18 protein-coding genes are annotated in these 20451 nt (G+C 33.7%); 8 read left to right on the top strand and 10 right to left on the bottom strand.

What is annotated here, in order from left to right; all coding sequences use genetic code 11:
- Positions 1–82: 82 nt before the first annotated feature.
- Genes larC through MUA21_RS11765 form a run of 6 tightly spaced genes read right to left on the bottom strand, consistent with a single transcriptional unit; the run spans position 83 to position 6493 of the window.
- Positions 83–1258: a nickel pincer cofactor biosynthesis protein LarC gene (larC, locus tag MUA21_RS11790; protein ID WP_262561351.1), complete on the bottom strand. Its 1176-nt coding sequence runs from the start codon at positions 1256–1258 to the stop codon at positions 83–85.
- 17 nt (positions 1259–1275) lie between these two features.
- The gene (larB, locus tag MUA21_RS11785; protein ID WP_046206603.1) at positions 1276–2034 is read right to left on the bottom strand and encodes a nickel pincer cofactor biosynthesis protein LarB; all 759 of its coding nucleotides are present in this window, start codon (positions 2032–2034) and stop codon (positions 1276–1278) included.
- Positions 2035–2066: 32 nt separating this feature from the next.
- Entirely contained in the window at positions 2067–2876 is an 810-nt protein-coding gene (larE, locus tag MUA21_RS11780; RefSeq protein ID WP_198644447.1) for an ATP-dependent sacrificial sulfur transferase LarE, read from the bottom strand.
- A gap of 42 nt (positions 2877–2918) precedes the next feature.
- Positions 2919–4181: a nickel-dependent lactate racemase gene (gene larA / locus MUA21_RS11775; RefSeq protein WP_107525352.1), complete on the bottom strand. Its 1263-nt coding sequence runs from the start codon at positions 4179–4181 to the stop codon at positions 2919–2921.
- Positions 4178–5341 (bottom strand): 2-keto-3-deoxygluconate permease, encoded by a 1164-nt coding sequence (locus MUA21_RS11770; RefSeq protein ID WP_262561350.1) that lies wholly within the window; start codon positions 5339–5341, stop codon positions 4178–4180. Before MUA21_RS11770 ends, larA begins: the two co-directional genes overlap by 4 nt.
- Before the next feature lie 21 nt (positions 5342–5362).
- Positions 5363–6493, bottom strand: coding sequence for a glycerate kinase (locus tag MUA21_RS11765; RefSeq protein WP_262561349.1), 1131 nt, complete (start codon positions 6491–6493; stop codon positions 5363–5365).
- Between the two features lie 139 nt (positions 6494–6632).
- Between MUA21_RS11765 and MUA21_RS11760 the strand changes: the two genes are divergently transcribed.
- The 4 genes from MUA21_RS11760 to MUA21_RS11745 all read left to right on the top strand — a co-directional run bounded on the left by MUA21_RS11760 (position 6633) and on the right by MUA21_RS11745 (position 12086).
- Positions 6633–7712 carry a CdaR family transcriptional regulator gene (locus tag MUA21_RS11760; protein ID WP_107525349.1) on the top strand — a complete coding sequence of 360 codons (1080 nt, stop codon included), beginning with the start codon at positions 6633–6635 and terminating at the stop codon, positions 7710–7712.
- 396 nt (positions 7713–8108) lie between these two features.
- Positions 8109–10745, top strand: a complete 2637-nt coding sequence (gene ppdK / locus MUA21_RS11755) for a pyruvate, phosphate dikinase (protein ID WP_262561348.1) — start codon at positions 8109–8111, stop codon at positions 10743–10745.
- On the top strand, positions 10735–11550 hold the full coding sequence (locus MUA21_RS11750; RefSeq protein ID WP_046206608.1) for a pyruvate, water dikinase regulatory protein: 816 nt from the start codon (positions 10735–10737) through the stop codon (positions 11548–11550). The genes ppdK and MUA21_RS11750 overlap by 11 nt, the downstream gene beginning before the upstream one ends.
- 122 nt (positions 11551–11672) lie before the next feature.
- Positions 11673–12086 carry a VOC family protein gene (locus tag MUA21_RS11745; RefSeq protein WP_064209155.1) on the top strand — a complete coding sequence of 138 codons (414 nt, stop codon included), beginning with the start codon at positions 11673–11675 and terminating at the stop codon, positions 12084–12086.
- A gap of 287 nt (positions 12087–12373) precedes the next feature.
- On the opposite strand, the gene MUA21_RS11740 is transcribed toward MUA21_RS11745, so the two are convergent.
- The 4 genes from MUA21_RS11740 to MUA21_RS11725 form a co-directional block, all read right to left on the bottom strand.
- Entirely contained in the window at positions 12374–12883 is a 510-nt protein-coding gene (locus MUA21_RS11740; RefSeq protein ID WP_157948011.1) for a DUF3278 domain-containing protein, read from the bottom strand.
- 13 nt (positions 12884–12896) lie between these two features.
- Positions 12897–13400 (bottom strand): hypothetical protein, encoded by a 504-nt coding sequence (locus MUA21_RS11735; protein ID WP_107525346.1) that lies wholly within the window; start codon positions 13398–13400, stop codon positions 12897–12899.
- Positions 13384–13593, bottom strand: coding sequence for a helix-turn-helix transcriptional regulator (locus tag MUA21_RS11730; protein WP_145381097.1), 210 nt, complete (start codon positions 13591–13593; stop codon positions 13384–13386). Before MUA21_RS11730 ends, MUA21_RS11735 begins: the two co-directional genes overlap by 17 nt.
- Positions 13594–13928: 335 nt before the next feature.
- Positions 13929–14480, bottom strand: coding sequence for a helix-turn-helix domain-containing protein (locus MUA21_RS11725; protein WP_107525344.1), 552 nt, complete (start codon positions 14478–14480; stop codon positions 13929–13931).
- Positions 14481–14565: 85 nt separating this feature from the next.
- Between MUA21_RS11725 and MUA21_RS11720 the strand changes: the two genes are divergently transcribed.
- From MUA21_RS11720 to gabT, 4 genes are all read left to right on the top strand, one after another.
- A complete protein-coding gene (locus MUA21_RS11720) occupies positions 14566–15750 on the top strand; it encodes a CynX/NimT family MFS transporter (protein WP_107525343.1) in 1185 nt (394 codons plus the stop codon).
- 159 nt (positions 15751–15909) lie between these two features.
- Entirely contained in the window at positions 15910–17394 is a 1485-nt protein-coding gene (cls, locus tag MUA21_RS11715; protein ID WP_107525342.1) for a cardiolipin synthase, read from the top strand.
- Positions 17395–17635: 241 nt separating this feature from the next.
- Positions 17636–19021 (top strand): MocR-like transcriptional regulator GabR, encoded by a 1386-nt coding sequence (gene gabR, locus MUA21_RS11710; protein WP_262561343.1) that lies wholly within the window; start codon positions 17636–17638, stop codon positions 19019–19021.
- A gap of 107 nt (positions 19022–19128) precedes the next feature.
- Entirely contained in the window at positions 19129–20451 is a 1323-nt protein-coding gene (gene gabT, locus MUA21_RS11705) for a 4-aminobutyrate--2-oxoglutarate transaminase (protein WP_107525340.1), read from the top strand.

Genomic DNA, 20451 nt, shown 5'->3' with positions numbered 1-20451 from the left:
AGTAAGCCTATAACTGAAATTCTATAAATTTCAGTTATAGGCTTATTCTATTAGTACTTATGTGGCATAAGGTTTAAGAAATTCAGTCAAATTGTATATGTTTTTGAATCTCTTGATTAATATGATTGTATACATGTAAGAATGGTTTATTTGCTTGAATTGCAGCGTTTCTCACATCTTCAAATTCTGGTTTTGCCTTAATTATTTTTCCATTTAACATGGCTGTTTTTACTAAAATCGCTCCATAATTTGTATGAATTGTTTCGAATTGTCTATGGAGTACTTTACGATTAACCGTGTAACTTCTAATTCCTAATGTAGATGTATTTTTTAAAACATAGTCTTCGAAAAATTGTGCATTTTCTAATTTACAAATGACTGTGATTTGAGTGGCTGGTCTGCTTTTTTTCATGGTGATAGGTGTGAAGTATGCATCTAATGCACCATCTTCTAAAACTTGTTCAAGAAAGTAACTTAACATCTCAGCAGACATGTCATCTATCTGACTTTCTATTACTTGGTCTTGTGTTGGTGTATTGTCTTTAGTTTTAAATTGAATTGCTCTTAAAATGTTTGGAAAATCAAAGTCTTTGGTGCCACTTCCATAACCAATTTCTTCTATTGTGACAGAAGGTAAAGGACCAATTTTAGATGCTAATGCTTTAATAAAAGCTGCTCCGGTTGGCGTCGTTAATTCGCTATTAATATCAAAAGAAGCAAGCGGTATACCTTTTAAAATTTCTGCCGTTGCTGGTGCAGGCACAGGATATAATCCATGAGCGATATTTATTTTACCTCCACCTGTTGGAATTGGGGAAGCGTGTAACTCATCAATTTTCAAATTTTCTAAAGCAAGGCAACCGCCGATAATATCGATAATGGAATCCATAGCGCCTACTTCATGAAAATGTACTTCTTCAACGGACATCCCATGAATTTTAGCTTCTGCGTGAGCAATCGTATCAAAGACTTTTTGGCTTCGTACTTTAACTCTTGCGGGTAAATCACTATCCTGTATCATTTTTGTAATATCAGAAGCTGTTCTATGGTGTGTTGTTTCACTAAAATCAATATCTAGTTGTTTGGCTTGAATACCTTGCTTGGTTTGATTAGAAAAATGCAATTTAAAATCATTAAGTGGCAACTTTTGTAAATGAGATTCAATGTAAGCTATATTTGCACCTAAGTCTACTAGAGAAGATAGCAACATGTCACCTGCAATACCCGCATGGCAATCTAAATATATTGTATTCGTCATATTATTCACTCCATTCCTTAATGTTGTTCCAACATATTGACAATCATAGCAGCGTTATAACCACCGCCAAAGCCATTATCAATATTAAGTACACTAGAACCAGGTGCACATGAATTGATCATTGATAATAATGTAGTGATACCATCTAGATTTGCACCATAACCAATACTTGTCGGTACGGCATAGACAGGATGGTCAACCAAGCCAGCAACTACACTTGCTAACGCGCCTTCCATGCCAGCTATTACTACAGATACATTGCAATTGCGAATATCATCAATATGAGCGAAAAGACGGTGGATACCAGAAACTCCAACATCGTAAAATCTTTTTACTGAGATTCCCATTACTTCTGCTGTTATAGCAGCTTCTTCCGCTACAGGAAGGTCAGACGTACCTGCACAAATAATAGCAGCTTGACGTTGTGTCTTGGTAATATGCTCTAAAGATGTACAAACGATTTGTGCTGTTGCATGATGTACCAATTGAGGATATGTTTCACAAATAAAATGGGCTTTTTCATTATTAACACGAGTAATTAAAATTGTTTCTTCGTGTAATATTAATGAGTGAATAATTTTCACTAGTTGTTGCTCAGTTTTACCTTCGCCAAATATTACTTCTGGGAATCCTTGTCGCTTTCTACGATGTAGGTCGATTTTTGCAAAACCTAATTCATCATATTGACTTAATTCTGATTTAGCCTCAGATATTGATAATTGATCTGATTTTACTGCTTGCAATAATGATTCGATGGAATCATATTTATCTGTCATAGTTAAACCACCTTTATACTATAGCGTTAAAATTAAGATTGTATGACCTCATTCATACTACCAGTGCGATAGCCTTCTAAATCAATTGTGACATAGTCAAAACCAAGCTCTTTAAGTCGTAGTGAAATTTCGTCTTTATGTTGAATCATCGTAACAATATCTGTTTCATCAACTTCGATACGTGCTATGTTGTCGTGATAACGTACTCTCACGTTATTAATATCTAAATCTAAAATGAATTTTTCAGCTTCATTAACTTTATTAACTTTGTTGAAACTAAGTGGCTCACCATAAGGGATTCGAGAAGCTAAGCTACAAAGTGCAGGCTTATCCCAAACAGGCAAGCCATTTGATTTGCTTAGTTCTCGTACTTCATCTTTATAAAGTTCAACTTCTTGTAAAACGCTTCTAACCCCGTATTCAGATCTCGCTTTAAGACCTGGTCTGAAATCTGAAATATCGTCCATAATCATGCCGTCTAACACATAATTGAATCCAAATGTTTTTCTTAACGCTTCTAGTTTTGCGTATAATAAACATTTGCTGTAATACCAACTGTCGGGTGTGTTTTTTATGATGTGTGGGTCTTTTAATTCTGCTATTTCCGTCTCTACGATATCTGCATTTAACGTGTTTCCAAGTTCTATAGCCTGATTAAATTCTTCGTTTCTAAATAATTCTGATTTAACTATCACTGCTTTTACATTATTGGTACCTAATACATCAATTGCTTTTTTTAGAACTAAGCTACTATCGACACCGCCTGAAAAAGCAATAACTACTGTCTCCATTTCTTTTAAAAGCATTTCAAGTTTAAATTCTTTATTCTGTAATTTAGTCATCATTTAAAATTCCTCCTTAAATATTTTTGGACGTATTGAAAATTATGATTCTACATACGGTATGGTAAGTGGGCCGAGTGGCATAACGCCAATAGTCATGTCTTTCCCATATTGTCGTTCTAAAGTTTTTAATGTTGCTTCAATATTTGAAACAGGATGTAACATAGCATCTTTTGCTTGTTGATCAGTTAATTTGGAATATAAATACACATTGGCAAAAGTTTGAATCACAGCTTGTTTTTGAACTTGCCACTGATCTAGCATGGCGAAGTTTGGATCATTAATCATTTTGACAAGTGCTTCTGGGGTGTCTGCCATTTTCAGTATTTCTGCATAATTACCATGATTTGGAAAACCATCGCTGCATTCAGATAACATGATAATACTGCCGCCTTCTTTAACCACTTTATGAGCAGCACTCATTCCTTTAACTGTTTGATATAAATTTTGGTCAAGTGGATAACCAGAATTAGATGCGATAACGACGTCAAAGCGATGGTCACATTTGAACATAGCGTGTTTTTTAGCATAAGCACATCCCAAATCATGTGCTTTATACAGTTCTCCAGCAAAGACTTCTGTAATTTCTTTTTCTTTGTTCAATGTTACATTGAGCATAAAGTCAGGTTTGCACATGGCATTAACTTCTCGAGTCATATCTTGTACTGGATTGTCTGTCATATTCCCCCAAGTAGAACGAATATCACCGATCATTTTGGCATTGTGAAATGTCATAATCGTTTCTATACCTGCAATACCAGGCATGATTCCTTTTGGTCCTCCTGAAAATCCAGCAAAGAAATGTGGTTCTATAAAGCCAGTTACAATTTTGAAATCAGAATCCACATAATCCTTGTTTAAATAAACATCACAGCCGTATTTACTATGGCCAACTTTTTTTAAAGTTTGCTTATCATTACAATGATTATGTACAATTCTAATATTGTTTACGATATCTTCACCTAACATTTGTATCAATTCATCTTTAGTTTGATCTCGATGTGTACCAGTACCATTAATGATAACAATATTTTCTAAAGGTACATGTGCAAGGCATTCTATAATAAGAGGTACAAGTATATGATTGGGTGTAGGGCGCGTGATATCACTAATAACGATTGAAACAGTCTGATTGGATTTTACTAAATCTTCCAGCGGATCCGAATTTATAGGATTCTTTAATGCATCACGTATGGCTTGTTTATCATTTTCGAGTGCAGGTATAGGTGTTGGCTCTATTAAGACGCTGTTTTCAGGTAATTCTATATTAAGGTTTGACTTTCCATATAATATTTCTGTATTCAAGGTCGATCTTCCTCCTTATATGAAGCGCTTTCATAAAAATGTGTTTTTATTTCCGCATTAGAATGTGTTTGGGTCGATTGAGTAACATATTCCTTTGTTCCATATATTCCTTTACTTTTTTGATACCTATCAATCAATATGACTGCTATTGGACATAATATTGCTGTAGTAATAGCCGAAATTGAAATTTGTGCTGTGGCGATAGGTGCTACTTTCTCAATCATAGCATACTCACTTTGACTCAGATTACCATTTGCGAGCGCCGTAGAAGCAGCAGCAACTACTGCAGCAGGTGTAGATACTGCGTTACCTGCTGTAGATGATTCAGAAATTGGTGCAATTACACTCTTTTCTTTAAATATTTTAAAGGCAATGATACCAGTAAATGCGGTACAAATAAAGGTTAAAACTGCTAACGTTAAGCCTCCTGATAATACGGAAAAATTAAAGAATTCAGCTAAATTCATACCAGCACCTAAAGAAAAGGCGAAAAAGGGGATAAGTATGGTTTCACCTGGACGTAAAAACTCTGATATTTTAGGGTCAAGATTGACTAATATCATGCCTATACTTAAAGGTAAAAGCACAGAAATAAATGAAATGATTGGAAAGCTTGTACCAATAAATCCCAATGAAATCAAAGTTAACAATGGTCCGTCATTAATAGCAAGTATGGACAGGCCACCAACATCTGAACGATTCCCATAAGTACTTGTTAAAGCAGCATACATGCCACTATTACTATTTGTCATTGCTGCGATGACAGCTATTGTAGACAAACCGAATAGTCCACTCCAAGGATCAAATAATGAGCCTAATAGGAGTCCTACTGCTAACCCAGAAAAATATTTCGTTGTTGTTAATAGCATACCTTTTTTTAAGGCCTTACCGCCAATTTTTAAATTCATTTGACTTCCTACACAAAATATAAAAAGTGCAATTAAGACAAGAGCACTATCTTTGAATAGTTCTTGTGAAAAACCCCCAATTTGAAGCATTTCGTAATATCCTTGTTCAGTTTTAGGTGCGCCCAGCGACTTAAGTAGGTTCATTATAGGAGTTAAATGTAATTGGTCAACGGTGTTTATTGTAGCGCCTAAAAGCAACGGGACTACCATCAATCCTCCAGGAATTTTTTCTATTGTATCTTTAATTCTCATAACTAACATCCCCTTAATATGTTATTGGTTATGGAAAAATGTTTTTACAATATTCTTGGTTGTTTGTTTTATCAATTTTTCCGACTTTGAAAATGTTTCTTCTAATGACATAGGTCCATTACTTAAACTAAATGCGCTGAGTATACCACTGTCTTTTAAGTCTTTTTCATCTACTTCTACTGATCCTCCTATAAAAATAACTGGTACATTATACTTTTTAGCACATTTTGCAATGCCAATTGGTGCTTTACCATAAAAAGATTGCTGATCGATTTTTCCTTCTCCAGTAAGGATTAAGTCTGCTTGCTTTAAGTATTTCTCAAATTGTATATATTCCATAACTACCTGGATACCTTCTTTAAAGTAACTTGGGAAAAATGCTTTGAAAGCACCTCCTAAACCACCTGCTGCGCCAGCACCAGGTAAATCGTGTAGCCTTATGCCTGTAGTGTGTTCAACTAGATTAGCCCAATGAGTGAGGTTATCATCGAGTTGATGCATATTTTGTGCAGATGCACCTTTTTGTTTCCCAAAAATAAATGATGCGCCATTAGGTCCTACTAATGGATTTTGAACATCAGTCGCTATAATAAAATTACAATAGGCGATTCGAGGATCAAAATTTGATAAGTCAATTTGAGCTAAATTTTGTAGTTCTCCACCTCCAAAATGTATTGAATGATTTTGGTTATTCTTTAAATCTGCTCCTAAAGCTTGCAACATACCTGCGCCAGCGTCATTTGTAGCTGAACCACCAATCGCCAGGATGAAATTTTGATATCCGTGATTTAAAGCATGTAAAATTAGTTCGCCTGTACCATACGTTGTCGTATATAAAGGGTTTAATTCGTCTTGATCTAAATGCTTTAATCCTGAAGCTTCTGCCATTTCAATGACACAAGTATGATTATCTAAAATACCGTATTGAGCTGTTACTTTGTCACCAAGTGGTCCGGTTACACTAACTGTAGTAAACGAACCATTTGTTGCATTTATTAATGCTTCCATTGTTCCTTCGCCACCATCACCGATGGGTAAATCATGAATGGTGGATTCAGGGAAAACTTCTAATATAGAATCTTTCATATACTTGGTTACTTCGCTTGCCTTCATACTTCCTTTAAATGAATCAGGTGCTAATATGATTTGCATTGTGAATTTCTCCTTTATAAGAAAGCGTTTTCTAAAATGTATTGTTCTAAGTTTAACGATTTTACTATTTTGGAAAAAGGGTTAAACTATACAAAAATAATATTTTAAATTTGTATATAAATAACAAGTGGTGAGATAAATGGATATATTGACTGAAGAAATGGCAACGTTAATCGTTAATGAAACAGCTAAAAGAACCAAAACTAACATTAATATTATGAATTTTAATGGAGTAATTATTGCGTCATTCGATAAAAGACGTATCGGTACGCTACACGAAGGTGCTATAGAAGTGTTGAAACAAGAAAAAACCGTGGTAATTAACCAGAAAGACAGTTTACATCTTAAAGGTACGCAGGCAGGTATTAACTTACCTATTATTTTTCAAGATAATATAGTAGGTGTTATCGGTATTACAGGTAATCCTAGTCATATTACGCATGTAGCAGATTTAGTTAAAATGTCTACAGAATTGTTACTTTATCAGAATTATTTTACATATGAATTGGAAGGGCAAATACGGAGTCAAGAATTATTTATAGAGGAGTTGTTAAAAAGTGAATCATCAAAATCCTTTATTCAATATTTAATGAAACAACTCAATATCGATTTATTAACCTATAGAAAATGTATTATTATCGATATTGAAAAGCAGATTTTTTCTAGAAATAGCATTGTACGTTCATTAACGAGTAGGATAGACGCCCGTTCATTTACAATTGCATTTACGAATTATAACCGTATTGTTATTCTTGCTACTGCTCAGTCAGTGCAAGCATTAGATAATAAAATCAATCACATATATCAAATATTTCAAAACTTAGAGCTTAACGTTCAAATGGCTTCAAGTCTTATGTTTAAAAGATTAAAAGATTTTAAAAATGCATATGAAGAGTGTGAGTTAGTGTTTATGTTGGCTGAAAATGGAAAGGTTGTAACCTCATTTGAAGATATAGAAGAAAAAACACTTTTATATCAAATTGATAAGAACATAAGAGAACGATTTAAAAAAAGAATATTAAGTGATGTGGGTCAACAGAGTATCGATACACTAAAAAGTTTCTTTGAAAATGATTTAAATATAACGCAAACTGCTAAAAAATTGTATATCCATAGAAATACTTTATTGTATAGGTTAGAAAAATGTGAAAAAGAAACAGGATTAAACCCAAAAAAATACTCTGATGCTGTTAAATTACAGATTGCAATATGGTGTTAGCGACGAAAGCAATAAAATCACTTCATTAGAAAGTTTAGTAAGAATGATAAAAAGGTTAGACACATAAAAAAACACTTTGAAGCAATCAAAGATCAATCATACAAGTAATAGATGCGCTGCTAGCATGCAACGACATACAAATTTTAAAAATAATAGCAGTCTAAACGGATAATCATTTTAATATTTTAATTATGTCATACGATAAAAAATAAAAAGTCTTAAGCAATACGAGGAACTCGTGTTGCTTAAGGCTTTTTATATGCTTTTTTTAGCTCAGTAGGTTACGAAAGTGAATGATAAAGAGCAACCGTTAAAATTTTGGTTGTTTTTTATAAAGTAATATGACATACTCTATAATAATTAGTATGACATATTAAAAATTTGAGGTGAATCAGTATGACAAAATATATTTATGCATTTGATGAAGGCAATAAAGCCATGAAAGATTTATTAGGAGGTAAGGGAGCTAATTTAGCTGAAATGAAACGGTTAGGGTTACCTGTGCCGGACGGTTTTACGCTTACTACAAAGGCGTGTATTGAGTATTTAAAGCAAGGCGCTCACCTTTCAGATGAATTAGTTGGACAATTACATGAACAATTAGAAGCATTTTCACAACGCACTCAAAAATCATTTTCTTCTAAAGAATCCTTATTATTAGTTTCTGTAAGAAGTGGCGCAAAAATTTCCATGCCAGGCATGATGGATACCATTTTAAACTTGGGGTTGAATGATTTTAATGTTAAAACATTAGCAGAAAAAACAGATGATGCACGTTTTGCATATGACTGTTACCGTAGATTATTACAAATGTTTGGCGAAGTCGTATACGGCATACCGATGACTTCATTCGATACATATTTTAATCAATATAAAGCACAACACAATTACCAAAATGATGCAGATATTCCAGCTGAAGGATTAGAAGAAATATGTGATCATTTTAAAAGTGTTTATTTGGAAGAAGTTTATAAACCATTCCCACAGGAGCCAATTGTACAATTAACAGAAGCAATTGAAGCAGTTTTTAAATCATGGGACAATGATCGCGCACGTGTATATCGTCAATTAAATGAAATACCACACGATATTGGCACTGCAGTTAATATTCAGGAGATGGTTTTTGGTAATAGTGGTGCACAAAGTGGGACAGGTGTTGCATTTACGCGTAATCCAGTAACTGGTGAAGCAAAATTGTTTGGTGAATATTTGTTGAATGCTCAAGGAGAAGATGTTGTCGCTGGTATTAGAACGCCAAAAGATATCAGCACATTAAAAGCACAAATGCCTCATGTTCATCAACAGTTTTTAGAAGTTTCTCAACAATTAGAAAAACACTATAAAGATATGCAAGATATTGAATTTACTATTGAAAATGAGCAACTATATGTCTTACAAACGCGCAGTGGTAAACGAACTGCGAATGCAGCCATTCATATTGCAGTAGATTTAGTCGAAGAAGGTATTATTTCTAAAAATGAAGCAGTTATGAATGTAGAAGTAAAATCAATTGAGCAATTATTACATCCTAATTTTGATGATAAAGCACTTGAGAGAGCTACAGCTGTTTCGAAAATGGGACTTCCTGCTAGTCCGGGTGCAGCGAGTGGTGAAATCGTGTTTTCTGCTGAAACTGCAAAATTCAAAGCTGAACAGGGATATAAAGTAATATTGATGAGACCTGAAACCTCACCTGAAGATATTGAAGGTATGGTTGCAAGTGAAGCGATAGTTACCACACATGGTGGTATGACTTCCCATGCTGCAGTTGTAGCTAGAGGAATGGGTAAATGTTGTGTGACAGGATGTTCAGACGTTGAAATTAATGTTAAGGATAAAAAAGTAACATATCCTAACGGAACATTAAACGAAGGGGACATTATCTCAGTTGATGGTGCTAAAGGTGATATTTATTTAGGAGAAGTTAAAACGATTAAAGCTGAGAGAAGTAAGGCTTTTGAACAATTTATGCAATGGTCAGAAGCAATAGCAAGATTAGATGTTCGCATGAATGCAGAAACATCACAAGATATTCAAGCTGGCTACCAATTTGGTGCGAAAGGTATTGGTTTAGTTCGTACTGAGCATATGTTTTTTGGCCCTGAACGTTTGATTGAAATGAGACGTTTCATTTTATCTGATACACAAGATAAAAGAGTGAATGCTTTAAATAAAATTAAACAATATCAAAAAGAAGATTTTGAAACGATATTAAAGTTATCTGGCGAACGCCCGACGATTATCCGTTTATTAGATCCACCTTTACATGAATTTTTACCTAACTCAACAGAGGAAAAAAATAGTGTGGCAAGCCAACTCAACGTGTCTGTTGCAGAGTTAGACCATTATATAGAAAGTTTAAATGAAGTTAATCCAATGCTAGGGCATCGTGGATGTCGCTTGGCGATTACTTACCCTGAACTTTATATTATGCAAGCAGAAGCTATTATGGAAAGTGCATTGAAACTTAAAAAGCAGGGCATTGATTGTCAACCTGAGATTATGATTCCGCTCGTATCAACTGTTTCAGAATTCACAACTTTAAAGACACAAGTTGTTGAATGCATTGAAGCCTTACAAGCTGAAATAGGAGCAAGTGTTCACTATATGATTGGTACGATGATTGAAACACCAAGAGCATGTCTAATCGCTGGAGATTTAGCACGAGAATGTGATTTTTTTAGTTTTGGCACAAATGATTTAACACAATTAACATTTGGATTCTCACGTGATGATGCTGGTAAATTTATTAGCGCTTATTCAGAGCAAGGCATATTAACAATAGACCCATTCCAAACACTTGATATAGATGGCGTTGGACAATTAATTAAGCAAGCGACAGAGCAAGCAAAAGTCACAAATCCAACGATAAAAATTGGCGTATGTGGAGAATTAGGCGGTGACCACAAATCAATTCAATACTTTAATCAACTAGATTTGGATTATGTATCATGTTCTCCATTTAGAGTTCCAGGAGCCTTATTATCAACGGCTCAAAGTGAAGTCGAAGGCGGTAGATTACGTGTTAAATGATAATGATAGAACACAGTTAACGCTATTCGTTGTATCTGATTCTATAGGTGAGACAGCACAGCGAATGATTCATGCGACCTTAACACAATTTCCAGATGTCACGCGTATAGAAATTAAAAAATTTCCTTTTATCAAAAATCAAGATGAATTACTCAATGTGCTTTCTTTGGCTAAGGCGCGTGGTGCAGTCGTTATAACGACTTTAGTTAATCCAGAATTTAATATAAAAGGTCAGGCATATGCTCAAGCGCAACAAATTCCATATGTTGATTATATGTCTGATTTAATTAGCATTATTCAAGAACATACGAATTGTTCACCCATCTTAGAAAGTGGTGCTTTGCGCAAGTTAGATGACAACTATTTTAAAAGAATTGAGGCAATGGAATATTCTGTGAAATATGATGACGGTAAACATTTTACGGATATAGGAGAAGCTGATGCTTTGATTTTAGGTGTTTCTCGAACGTCAAAGACGCCTTTAAGTATGTATTTAGCAAACAAAGGTTATAAAATCGCTAATATCCCTTTAGTTCCAGAAGTGGATATTCCAGATGAGGTCTTTAGAAATAAAAATTTAAAGGTATTTGGTTTGACTGCAAGTCCTACCTATATCTTGAATATTCGTACTGAACGCGTGAAAGTATTAGGTTTACATGGACCTACAGATTATAATAGTGTCGATAGAATTAAAGAAGAACTAATGTATGCCGAAGAAATATTTGCTAAATTAAATGCTACAGTTATTAATACGGAATTCAAATCGATTGAAGAATCAGCATTTTATATTGAAAAGTTTTTATAAAGATGAAAAATTGTAATTACGTATGTGTGTTTCAAATCTAGATATCAAACTTGAATTGTCTAAATTTATGTTAAAAGGGTATGTTTGATAATAGAAAACGATATTTAAAAAGAGGGGATACTATGTTGAAATCGACAGTACCGTATTTGTTTTTTAACGGTCAATGTAAAGACGCTTTAGCATTTTATAGTAAGGTGTTGAACGGAGAGATTAAAGATACAATGACGTACGGTGAAGCGAATGAAAGTGTTGCAGATGATCCTAATCGTATCATTCATGCCCAATTAGAAGTTGATGGTAACTTATTCATGCTGTCAGATATACCTAAAGATGATGATACAATGCTACAAGATAGAAATGTATATATTGTTTTAGAATTTGATAGTGAAGCAGCAGTCGAAGAAGCTTATGAACAATTGAAAGATGAAGGCAATGTTCAAATGGAGCTAGATACTATGTTTTGGGGAGCGAAATATGCCAAGTTGATTGATAAATATGATATCGGTTGGGATTTAAGTTACACATATCCACAATAACTTAAACTGCAATTGGAATAGAAATATTCACGCACATGTATCTTAATCTGTTCAAACATAAAAAGATGTTTATTAAGGTATAACAGTATATAATTAAAATAAATGCATTTTCATTTTTGAAGATAGCACCTCAAATTGCATTGCTATTTACTGCGATAACTTGAGGGCTGTACTTTCGAATGGATTTGCATTTTTTATTTTAAATGGCACGTCGTACTTTATCTATTAAAATAACTAAAAATTGAAAGCAGTGTTTTTCACGCTACTTTCAACATAAAATTAGGCCTTCATTTTTTATAAGTACGAATGATTTTGGATTTAGCTATCATATATATGATCAATCCTGTAATCATGGCAATGATTGCAGTCGTTGGGATTTGAGAACTTAAAGCTGTGATTTTAGGAAGTTCTTGGTGTGTCACAAAGGGAATAAGGTAATTATTGATGTTGAAAATTATAAACATAACAAATGCAAATAGGATACTGCCGTTACGTGCTTTTTTGATATATTTGTGGTATTCATCTTTAGAATCGACATCAAATAGGTCTACTTTTTTATTGTGAAGTGCACGTGTGAGTACGATTGAAGCCACCATCAATCCAATCAATGCAATGATACTAACAAATGGTATTTGTTGAAAATACATAGAGATAAAACAATCTAGTGCGGAAATCATCAATGTTCCCCAAAATATCCAGACATATAGTTTGGCGTAGAGATTTAATAATACTTGCCGTTCATATTCATCAGTAAATCTATAGTTTGGAATTAAGCGAAGTGTTTTTTCATTATTCAAGATGATTGGCCTCCTATTCTATTAATTTTATGCGCGAATCTTTGTTAACTGTAAAGATGACGATCAATATAAAGGGTATATAGGTACTTATATTTAATAAATAACTAAAATTCATTGGATTTCCTGCAAGTAGTGGTGCGGTGATTGTTGCAGTCCCTAACATATAAATTAGGGCTATAACCAAGAAAATAATCCTTTTATTTCGTGTTTCTTTTAGTAGTTTATGATATGTATGTCGCTGATGTACTTCAATTTCAATAGCATCTGCACCGAGACGATTCATGCTCATCCTACAGACTAAAATAATAACTAATAGCACACCACCAATGGTAAATGGTGATAAAAATTCACGTTCTAAATCGAGAAAAATAGATAAATAAACAAGTGCGAGTAACGTATATAAAGCAATAATTGAAATTTTTGCCAGTGTCTTATCAATTTCATGTCGTTGATATTCATCAGGTGTATCTATTAAACCAGCGAAGTTTTGATATAACCATTTATCTCTTTTTTTCATCGTTATGATCCTCCCAAAATAAATCGTTTAATGTAACATTTAATGATTGTGCAATATTGATACATAAATTTAATGATGGATTGTATTTATCATTTTCAATCATATTAATCGTTTGTCGTGAAACGCCTACGGAACGTGCAAGCGCAAGTTGAGATATTTGTTGTTGACTGCGAAAGTATTTAACTTTATTCAATTTAAATCATCACTTCTTCCTTATGTGTCAAATATATATGACATTTCTTTGCTCGTCAAGACAACATAAAATTTAATAAATATTGATATAGTAAATAAAGCACGCTATATAAATAGGTTCGAAAAATAAGCGGGATAGAAATTATTTGATTTCTATCCCGCTTTTTATTGTATATGAGGGTTCGTCGTTTATTGTGAAATATATCGACAACAGCATAATCTATATTCATTTGCCGTTATTTTAAAAAGGCTGAAGCATATTTTGATATATTTTTCTTTTCCACTGTGTATGTAGCATTGATAGTATCTAATGTTAGATGAAAATTTAATTGATTACTATTGTGCTTGATAATGAATAGTGGCGGTGAGTATAACAACTTCATCCGTTGGATTATAGTAACGATGCGCTACATCACTATTAAAACGAAATGCTTGGTTACTGCTAATTGTATAAGAAGTTTGACCAACTTCAATTTTTAAAGTACCTGAGTTAACGATGATAAATTCTTCTGATTGTATATGATGTGGATCAGAAATCATTTTACCCCCTGGTTGAATTTCCATTTTAAACATTTCGAAATGCTTTCTATCATTGTAAGGAAAGTATGGAAAGATCTTAACTTTATCTTCAACAATAGGAATAATATCAGATTCATCTACAAAATCTACAGGCTCGTGCATTGTTGATGTCAGTTGTGACAGGGGTAAATGAAGACCATTAGCAATTTTCCATAATGTTGTAATTGTTGGATTAGATGTGCCTTTTTCAATTTGGCTTAACATGTTTTTACTAACGCCAGTTAGATTGGCCATTTTATCTAAACTAAGTTGGTGTTTACTACGATAAGTTGCTAAATTTTTGGCAATAACATTTTGAATATGATACATGTGAATCGCTCCTATTTACATTATAACGTACATATTGTACCATATATAATGTTGTTTAGAAAATTTATGATGTAAGGTGAGCAAAATGGAAAATTATAGAAAAGTAAAACCATTTAATTGGCTATTATTTATAGGTATTTTGTTAGTAGGTGCAAATTTAAGGGCGCCAATTACTTCAATCGGAGTTGCGCTACCTGATATAAAAAACGATTTGGCGATGTCTAACAGTGCTGTTAGTGTAATTACAGTCGTCCCATTAATCGCATTCGCAATCATTTCACTATTTGCAGCAAAAACAAGTTATCGTTTTGGATTAGAACGAACGATTTTTGTAGCTTTATGGCTAATACTGATTGGCGTAATCGTACGTTCTATCACAGGTGTTTCATGGTTATATATAGGTACCATCCTTATAGGCGTTGGTATTGGTTTTGGTAATGTACTTGCACCTGCAGTTATCAAAGCGAAGTTTCCATTACATATAGGTGTGATGACAGGTTATTATACTGTCGTTATGAACGTATTTGGTGGGTTATCTTCATATGGAACGGCACCGTTTGTCAAAGCGTTTAATTATAATATTGCCATTAGTGCGATTGGTGTCATTACGTTGATTACCATTATTATATGGGCATTTCAATTGAAAAATAAAGAAGAAACAACGGTATCATTACCCAAAGAAAGTGTCAATGTTTGGAAGTCGCCATTATCATGGCAAATAACGATACTTATGGGCGGACAGTCACTCATTTTTTATTCTCTAATTAATTGGCTACCAGCATATTTATCTCAAAGTGGTATGGCTATCAGTGAAGCGGGGATGTATTTATCAATTATGCAAATCGCTATTATACCCTTAACATTTATTACACCTATATTTGCTACCAAAATGAAATCACAGTTTTTATTAACTTTTATCACTGGTTTATGTTTTGTGGTGGGTGTTTCAATAATGTTATTTTCACCACAACTTGCTTTAATTGCTACGATTTTAATTGGTGTTGCAAGTGGCTTAGCGTTTGGACTTGTTAATACATTCTTTAGTTTAAGAACAGAACATAGTCAAACGTCAGCAAAGTTATCTGGTATGGCTCAATCTGTGGGTTATCTTTTTGCAGCTATAGGTCCTTTACTATTTGGTATATTACACGATGTTACAGGTCAATGGATCGGTTCATTAAGTATTTTATTAATCACTGCACTATTAATCACATTTTTCGGCTCACAAGCAGGGCTTAATCGAACAATAGAAAAAACAATAGAACAATAGACAGTATCATTCAAATATTGTACGATATTTTACAACATGCTTTGTTTTTTCTATGAGTTTTAAAATTAATTGGATTTGATAAGTTGAGCTACATTAATAGTCACATAGATGACTTATGTAGTCTTCATTAAAATCTAAAAGAAACGATGAGGTGTCATTATGCAACTTATTTTTGATCCAAGTGTAAGCCCGATTTATCGAGGTATACTTGCGTTTTTCTTTGTTATTAATATAGCACTTGCCTTTATTATTGTATTCTTAGATAGAGATCGCAGAGATGCTACAGCAACTTGGGCATGGTTATTTCTACTATTTGTAGTACCTATTTTAGGCTTTATTATTTATATATTCTTTGGTCGAGCAGTACGGAAAAAACGGGAACAAGGCTTTCACCATAATCAGATAGATGACGTGAAAGAACGAATGAAAACACAGTTATCAGATGCTACCAACAAGATTAATCATTCAGATAACCGATTAGTTAAAAAACATGCAGATATTGTAAATACTTTGCTAACGAAAGAACCAACATTTTTAAGTTACGATAATAATGTCGACATTTATACTGATGGTCATGCGCTATTTGACCAAATGAAAGAAGATTTACGCAATGCGAAATCGTATATTCATTTAGAGTATTATGTTTTGAAATTAGATAAGTTGGGATCTGAAATTGTCGATATTTTGCAACAAAAGGCTGAAGAAGGATTGGAAGTTAAAATACTTTATGATGCAGTAGGATCTAAAACGGTACATAAATCAAAATTCAAAAACTTCCAAGAAGCTGGTGGACAAGTAGAGGCTTTCTTCCAAGCTAAAATTCCATTAATAAATTTCAGACTAAACAATAGAAATCACCGTAAAATTTTAGTGATTGATGGTATGACTGGTTATGTGGGTGGATTTAATATTGGTGACGAATATTTAGGTTTAGATGAAACATTTGGCTATTGGCGTGACACACATTTAAGAGTTAAAGGTGATGGCGTTGACGCGTTACAGCTCAGTTTTATCCACGATTGGAATTCTCAATCACACCGTGAACAATTGGAATATAATGATAAGTATTTCCCAGACAATGCAAATCAAGGTGGAGATGTGCCGATGCAAATTGCACTCAGTGCCCCAAGTGATAACTGGCATCAGATAGAGTTTGGCTATATGAAAATGATTATGAACGCTAAAGAATCAATTTATATGCACAGTCCGTATTTTATACCAGATAAAGGTTATATCAATGCATTGCGTATAGCTGCAAAAGCTGGGGTAGACGTGCGGTTAATTATTCCTAATAAACCAGACCATATTTTTGTATACTGGGCCACAATTACAAGTGTCGCGCAGTTGATTAGAGATGGTGTCAAAGTTTATACGTATGAAAATGGATTTATTCATTCAAAAATGATGATTATTGATGATGAAGTGGCAAGTGTAGGCTCATCAAATATGGATATACGTAGTTTTGAATTAAATTTTGAAATTAATGCATTTATGTATGATGCAAACATTGTCAAAGAACTTAAAGCAGCATTTATAGAAGATATGAAAGTATCTAAGGAATTAACAGAAGAACGCTATGAACAGCGATCAAATTGGATTAAGTTCAAACAATCGATTGCTAAATTAGCGTCACCAATTCTATAAAATATAAAGCATATTGAAGTGGCAGGTTCTAAAACTTTATGTATTTATCAATGCAACAATCGGTCGTGGTGCCACTGGAGTTCCAATAACATATTGTAATTTTCCAACCATAAGATTGGTCTGATGAGGACGGTGACATGGAATCAAATTTACGTTTTGATTTCTATACCGTCCTCATTTTCATTATAATGAGTGATATGAGAAAACTGGAGAACAGATGATGTAAAAAAGGGGGGATTGAATGCAACGGGAAAGCGGTCAATTCATTTATCGTCAATTATATAGCCAATTAAAAGAAGATATTCTCGCATTCAAATATGAAAGTCATGAAAAGTTACCTTCCAAAAGAGATATGTCACAACATTTAAATATTAGTGTGAATAGTGTAAAAGCAGCATATGAACAGCTACTGGCTGAGGGATATGTTTATACTGAAGAGCGGAAGGGTTATTTTATTGAGCCATTAGAAAAATTGATCATTGATCCAAATGCGCAAATATCTTTGAATGTTCAAGAACAGCAAATTGAAGATGCATACGATTATTCATTTTCTCATATGAGTACCGATATATCAGCGTTTCCAGTGGAGGTATGGACTAAACTCGTTAAGCGTGTATTTGAAAATTATGATCATGAATTATCTTCAATACCTCAAATTAAAGGACCAATAGAGTTAAGACAATCGATTGCCAAATTAGTGTCTTATCAAAGAGGTATCCAATGTCATCCGGAACAAATTGTCATTGGATCAGGCACTAATATACTGTTAACCAAATTGATTCAATTATTACCAGATGAAATCAAGATCGCAGTGGAAAATCCAGGGTACTCAAGGTTTAGAACACTAATCCGTCAAACAACTGCACAGTTAAAACCGATTGCTTTAGACCATAAGGGGATATCTATTGAAGCAATTAAACAAGCTCAACCTGATGCTACGATAGTGACACCATCGCATCAATTTCCAATGGGAATCATCATGCCTGTATCGCGTCGTATTGATCTTTTGAACTGGGCAAGTCAAACACAAAGTTACATCATAGAAGATGACTATGATAGTGAGTTTAAATATGAAACAGATAATATCCCCCCACTGTTTAGTTTTGATAAAAATGAACGCGTGATATACTTAGGTACTTTTTCGAAAACGCTAATGCCGGGATTGCGCATGAGTTATATGATTTTGCCAATTAATTTAGTAAAACAATTTGATCACTATAATTTAAATATGATTCCTGACTTTTCAACGATTCACGCACTTACATTAAATTTAATGATCAAAGAAGGCTACTATGAAAAATATGTAAAAAAGATGCATCAAATATATGGAAAGAAACGAGAAACACTCATCACACATCTATCCAATACCTTTACAAATAATATTCGAATCAAAGATACGCGAGCAGGTTTACATTTTATTGTAGAAGTTAACACCCCCTTTTCCTACCAAGAAATTGAATCACGAGCTAAAGAAATGAAACTTGAACTTTATACACTAAATCGATTTTCTGTGAAAGCGCTTGAAAAAAATAGTTCATATAAAACACTGATTATAGGATTTTCAAAAATCAAGCAAGAGCAGATTCCTCAGGCAGTACAGAGATTAAAAGAAGTCATTTGGGAATAATCTGGTTCCATTAATTTGTCATAACTGGTACTTTACACTGTACCAATAATCCCTTAAATTTTAGAAAACTACAGGTCTTATGTAGAAGCAAAGAGGAGGGGTTATTGATGACAAATCAATTTGAAAGCTATAAGAGACAACGTGATAAGTATGTAGCACGTGGTGTTGGGAATGGTAATCTGCATGTTGCAGATCATGCACAAGGTGCTACGATCACAGATGTAGAAGGTGAACGTTTCATAGATTTTGCGGGAGCAATTGGTACATTAAACGTTGGACACACACACCCTAAGATAACCAAACATTTAAAAGAACAACTAGACAACTTTATACATCCTGGCTTCAATGTCATTATGTATAAAAGCTATCTCAACTTAGCTCAAAAATTAACAGAGATTACACCTGGTGATTTTGATAAAAAAGTGATTTTACTTAATTCAGGTGCAGAAGCTGTAGAGAATGCAGTGAAAGTTGCTAGGAAACACACTGGAAGGCAATCAGTTGTTTCCTTTGTAAGAGGTTTTCATGGACGTACAAATTTAACAATGTCTATGACAAGTAAAGTAAGGCCTTATAAACTTGGATTTGGCCCATTTGCACCAGAGGTTTACCAAGCGCCATACCCTAATATTTCAGAAAAATCTGAATACTTATCTGAAGCAGCCTATATTGATCAAATGATTGATAAGTTACATGATTTTTTCATAGAGACTGTAGATCCTAGTGAAGTAGCTTGTATCGTGATGGAACCAGTCCAAGGAGAAGGCGGATTTATTATTCCGGATAAAAAATTCGTGAAAGCAGTTAAAAAAATATGTGAAGCGCATGACATTATTTTTGTAGCAGATGAAATTCAAACAGGTTTTGCACGAACAGGTAAAACATTTGCGATTGAACATTTTGATATAGAACCCGATTTAATAACTGTGTCTAAATCATTGGCTGCAGGATTTCCATTAAGCGGTGTAGTTGGAAAAGCGGAAATTATAGACAGTGCATCTCCTGGAGAACTAGGTGGCACATATGCTGGAAATCCCTTAGCTTGTGAAGCTGCTTTAAAAGTCATTGAAATCATTGAAGAAGAAGACTTAAACAATAAAGCAGAACAAATTGGAAAACAACTTGAAAGTTTCTTATATCGCAGTGCAGAACAATATTCATTTATCACAAACATTCGTAGACTTGGTGCTATGGTTGCCTGTGAAATCATCGATGATCAAACCGGTCAGCCCAATAAAGCATTGACTGGAAAAATTATTCAAACAGCGAATGCAAATGGTTTGTTATTATTATCTGCTGGTATTAAAGGTAATGTTTTACGATTCTTAACACCGCTTGTTATTACAGACGATGAATTACAACAAGGATTAGAAATATTGTCTGAAACATTTGAAAAAGTGAGCATAGCGGAAGCACATCTGGACGCTTAA

The organism is Staphylococcus ureilyticus (assembly GCF_025558845.1).
Lineage (GTDB): Bacteria > Bacillota > Bacilli > Staphylococcales > Staphylococcaceae > Staphylococcus > Staphylococcus ureilyticus.
This window is presented reverse-complemented; position numbering and strand designations above follow the sequence as displayed.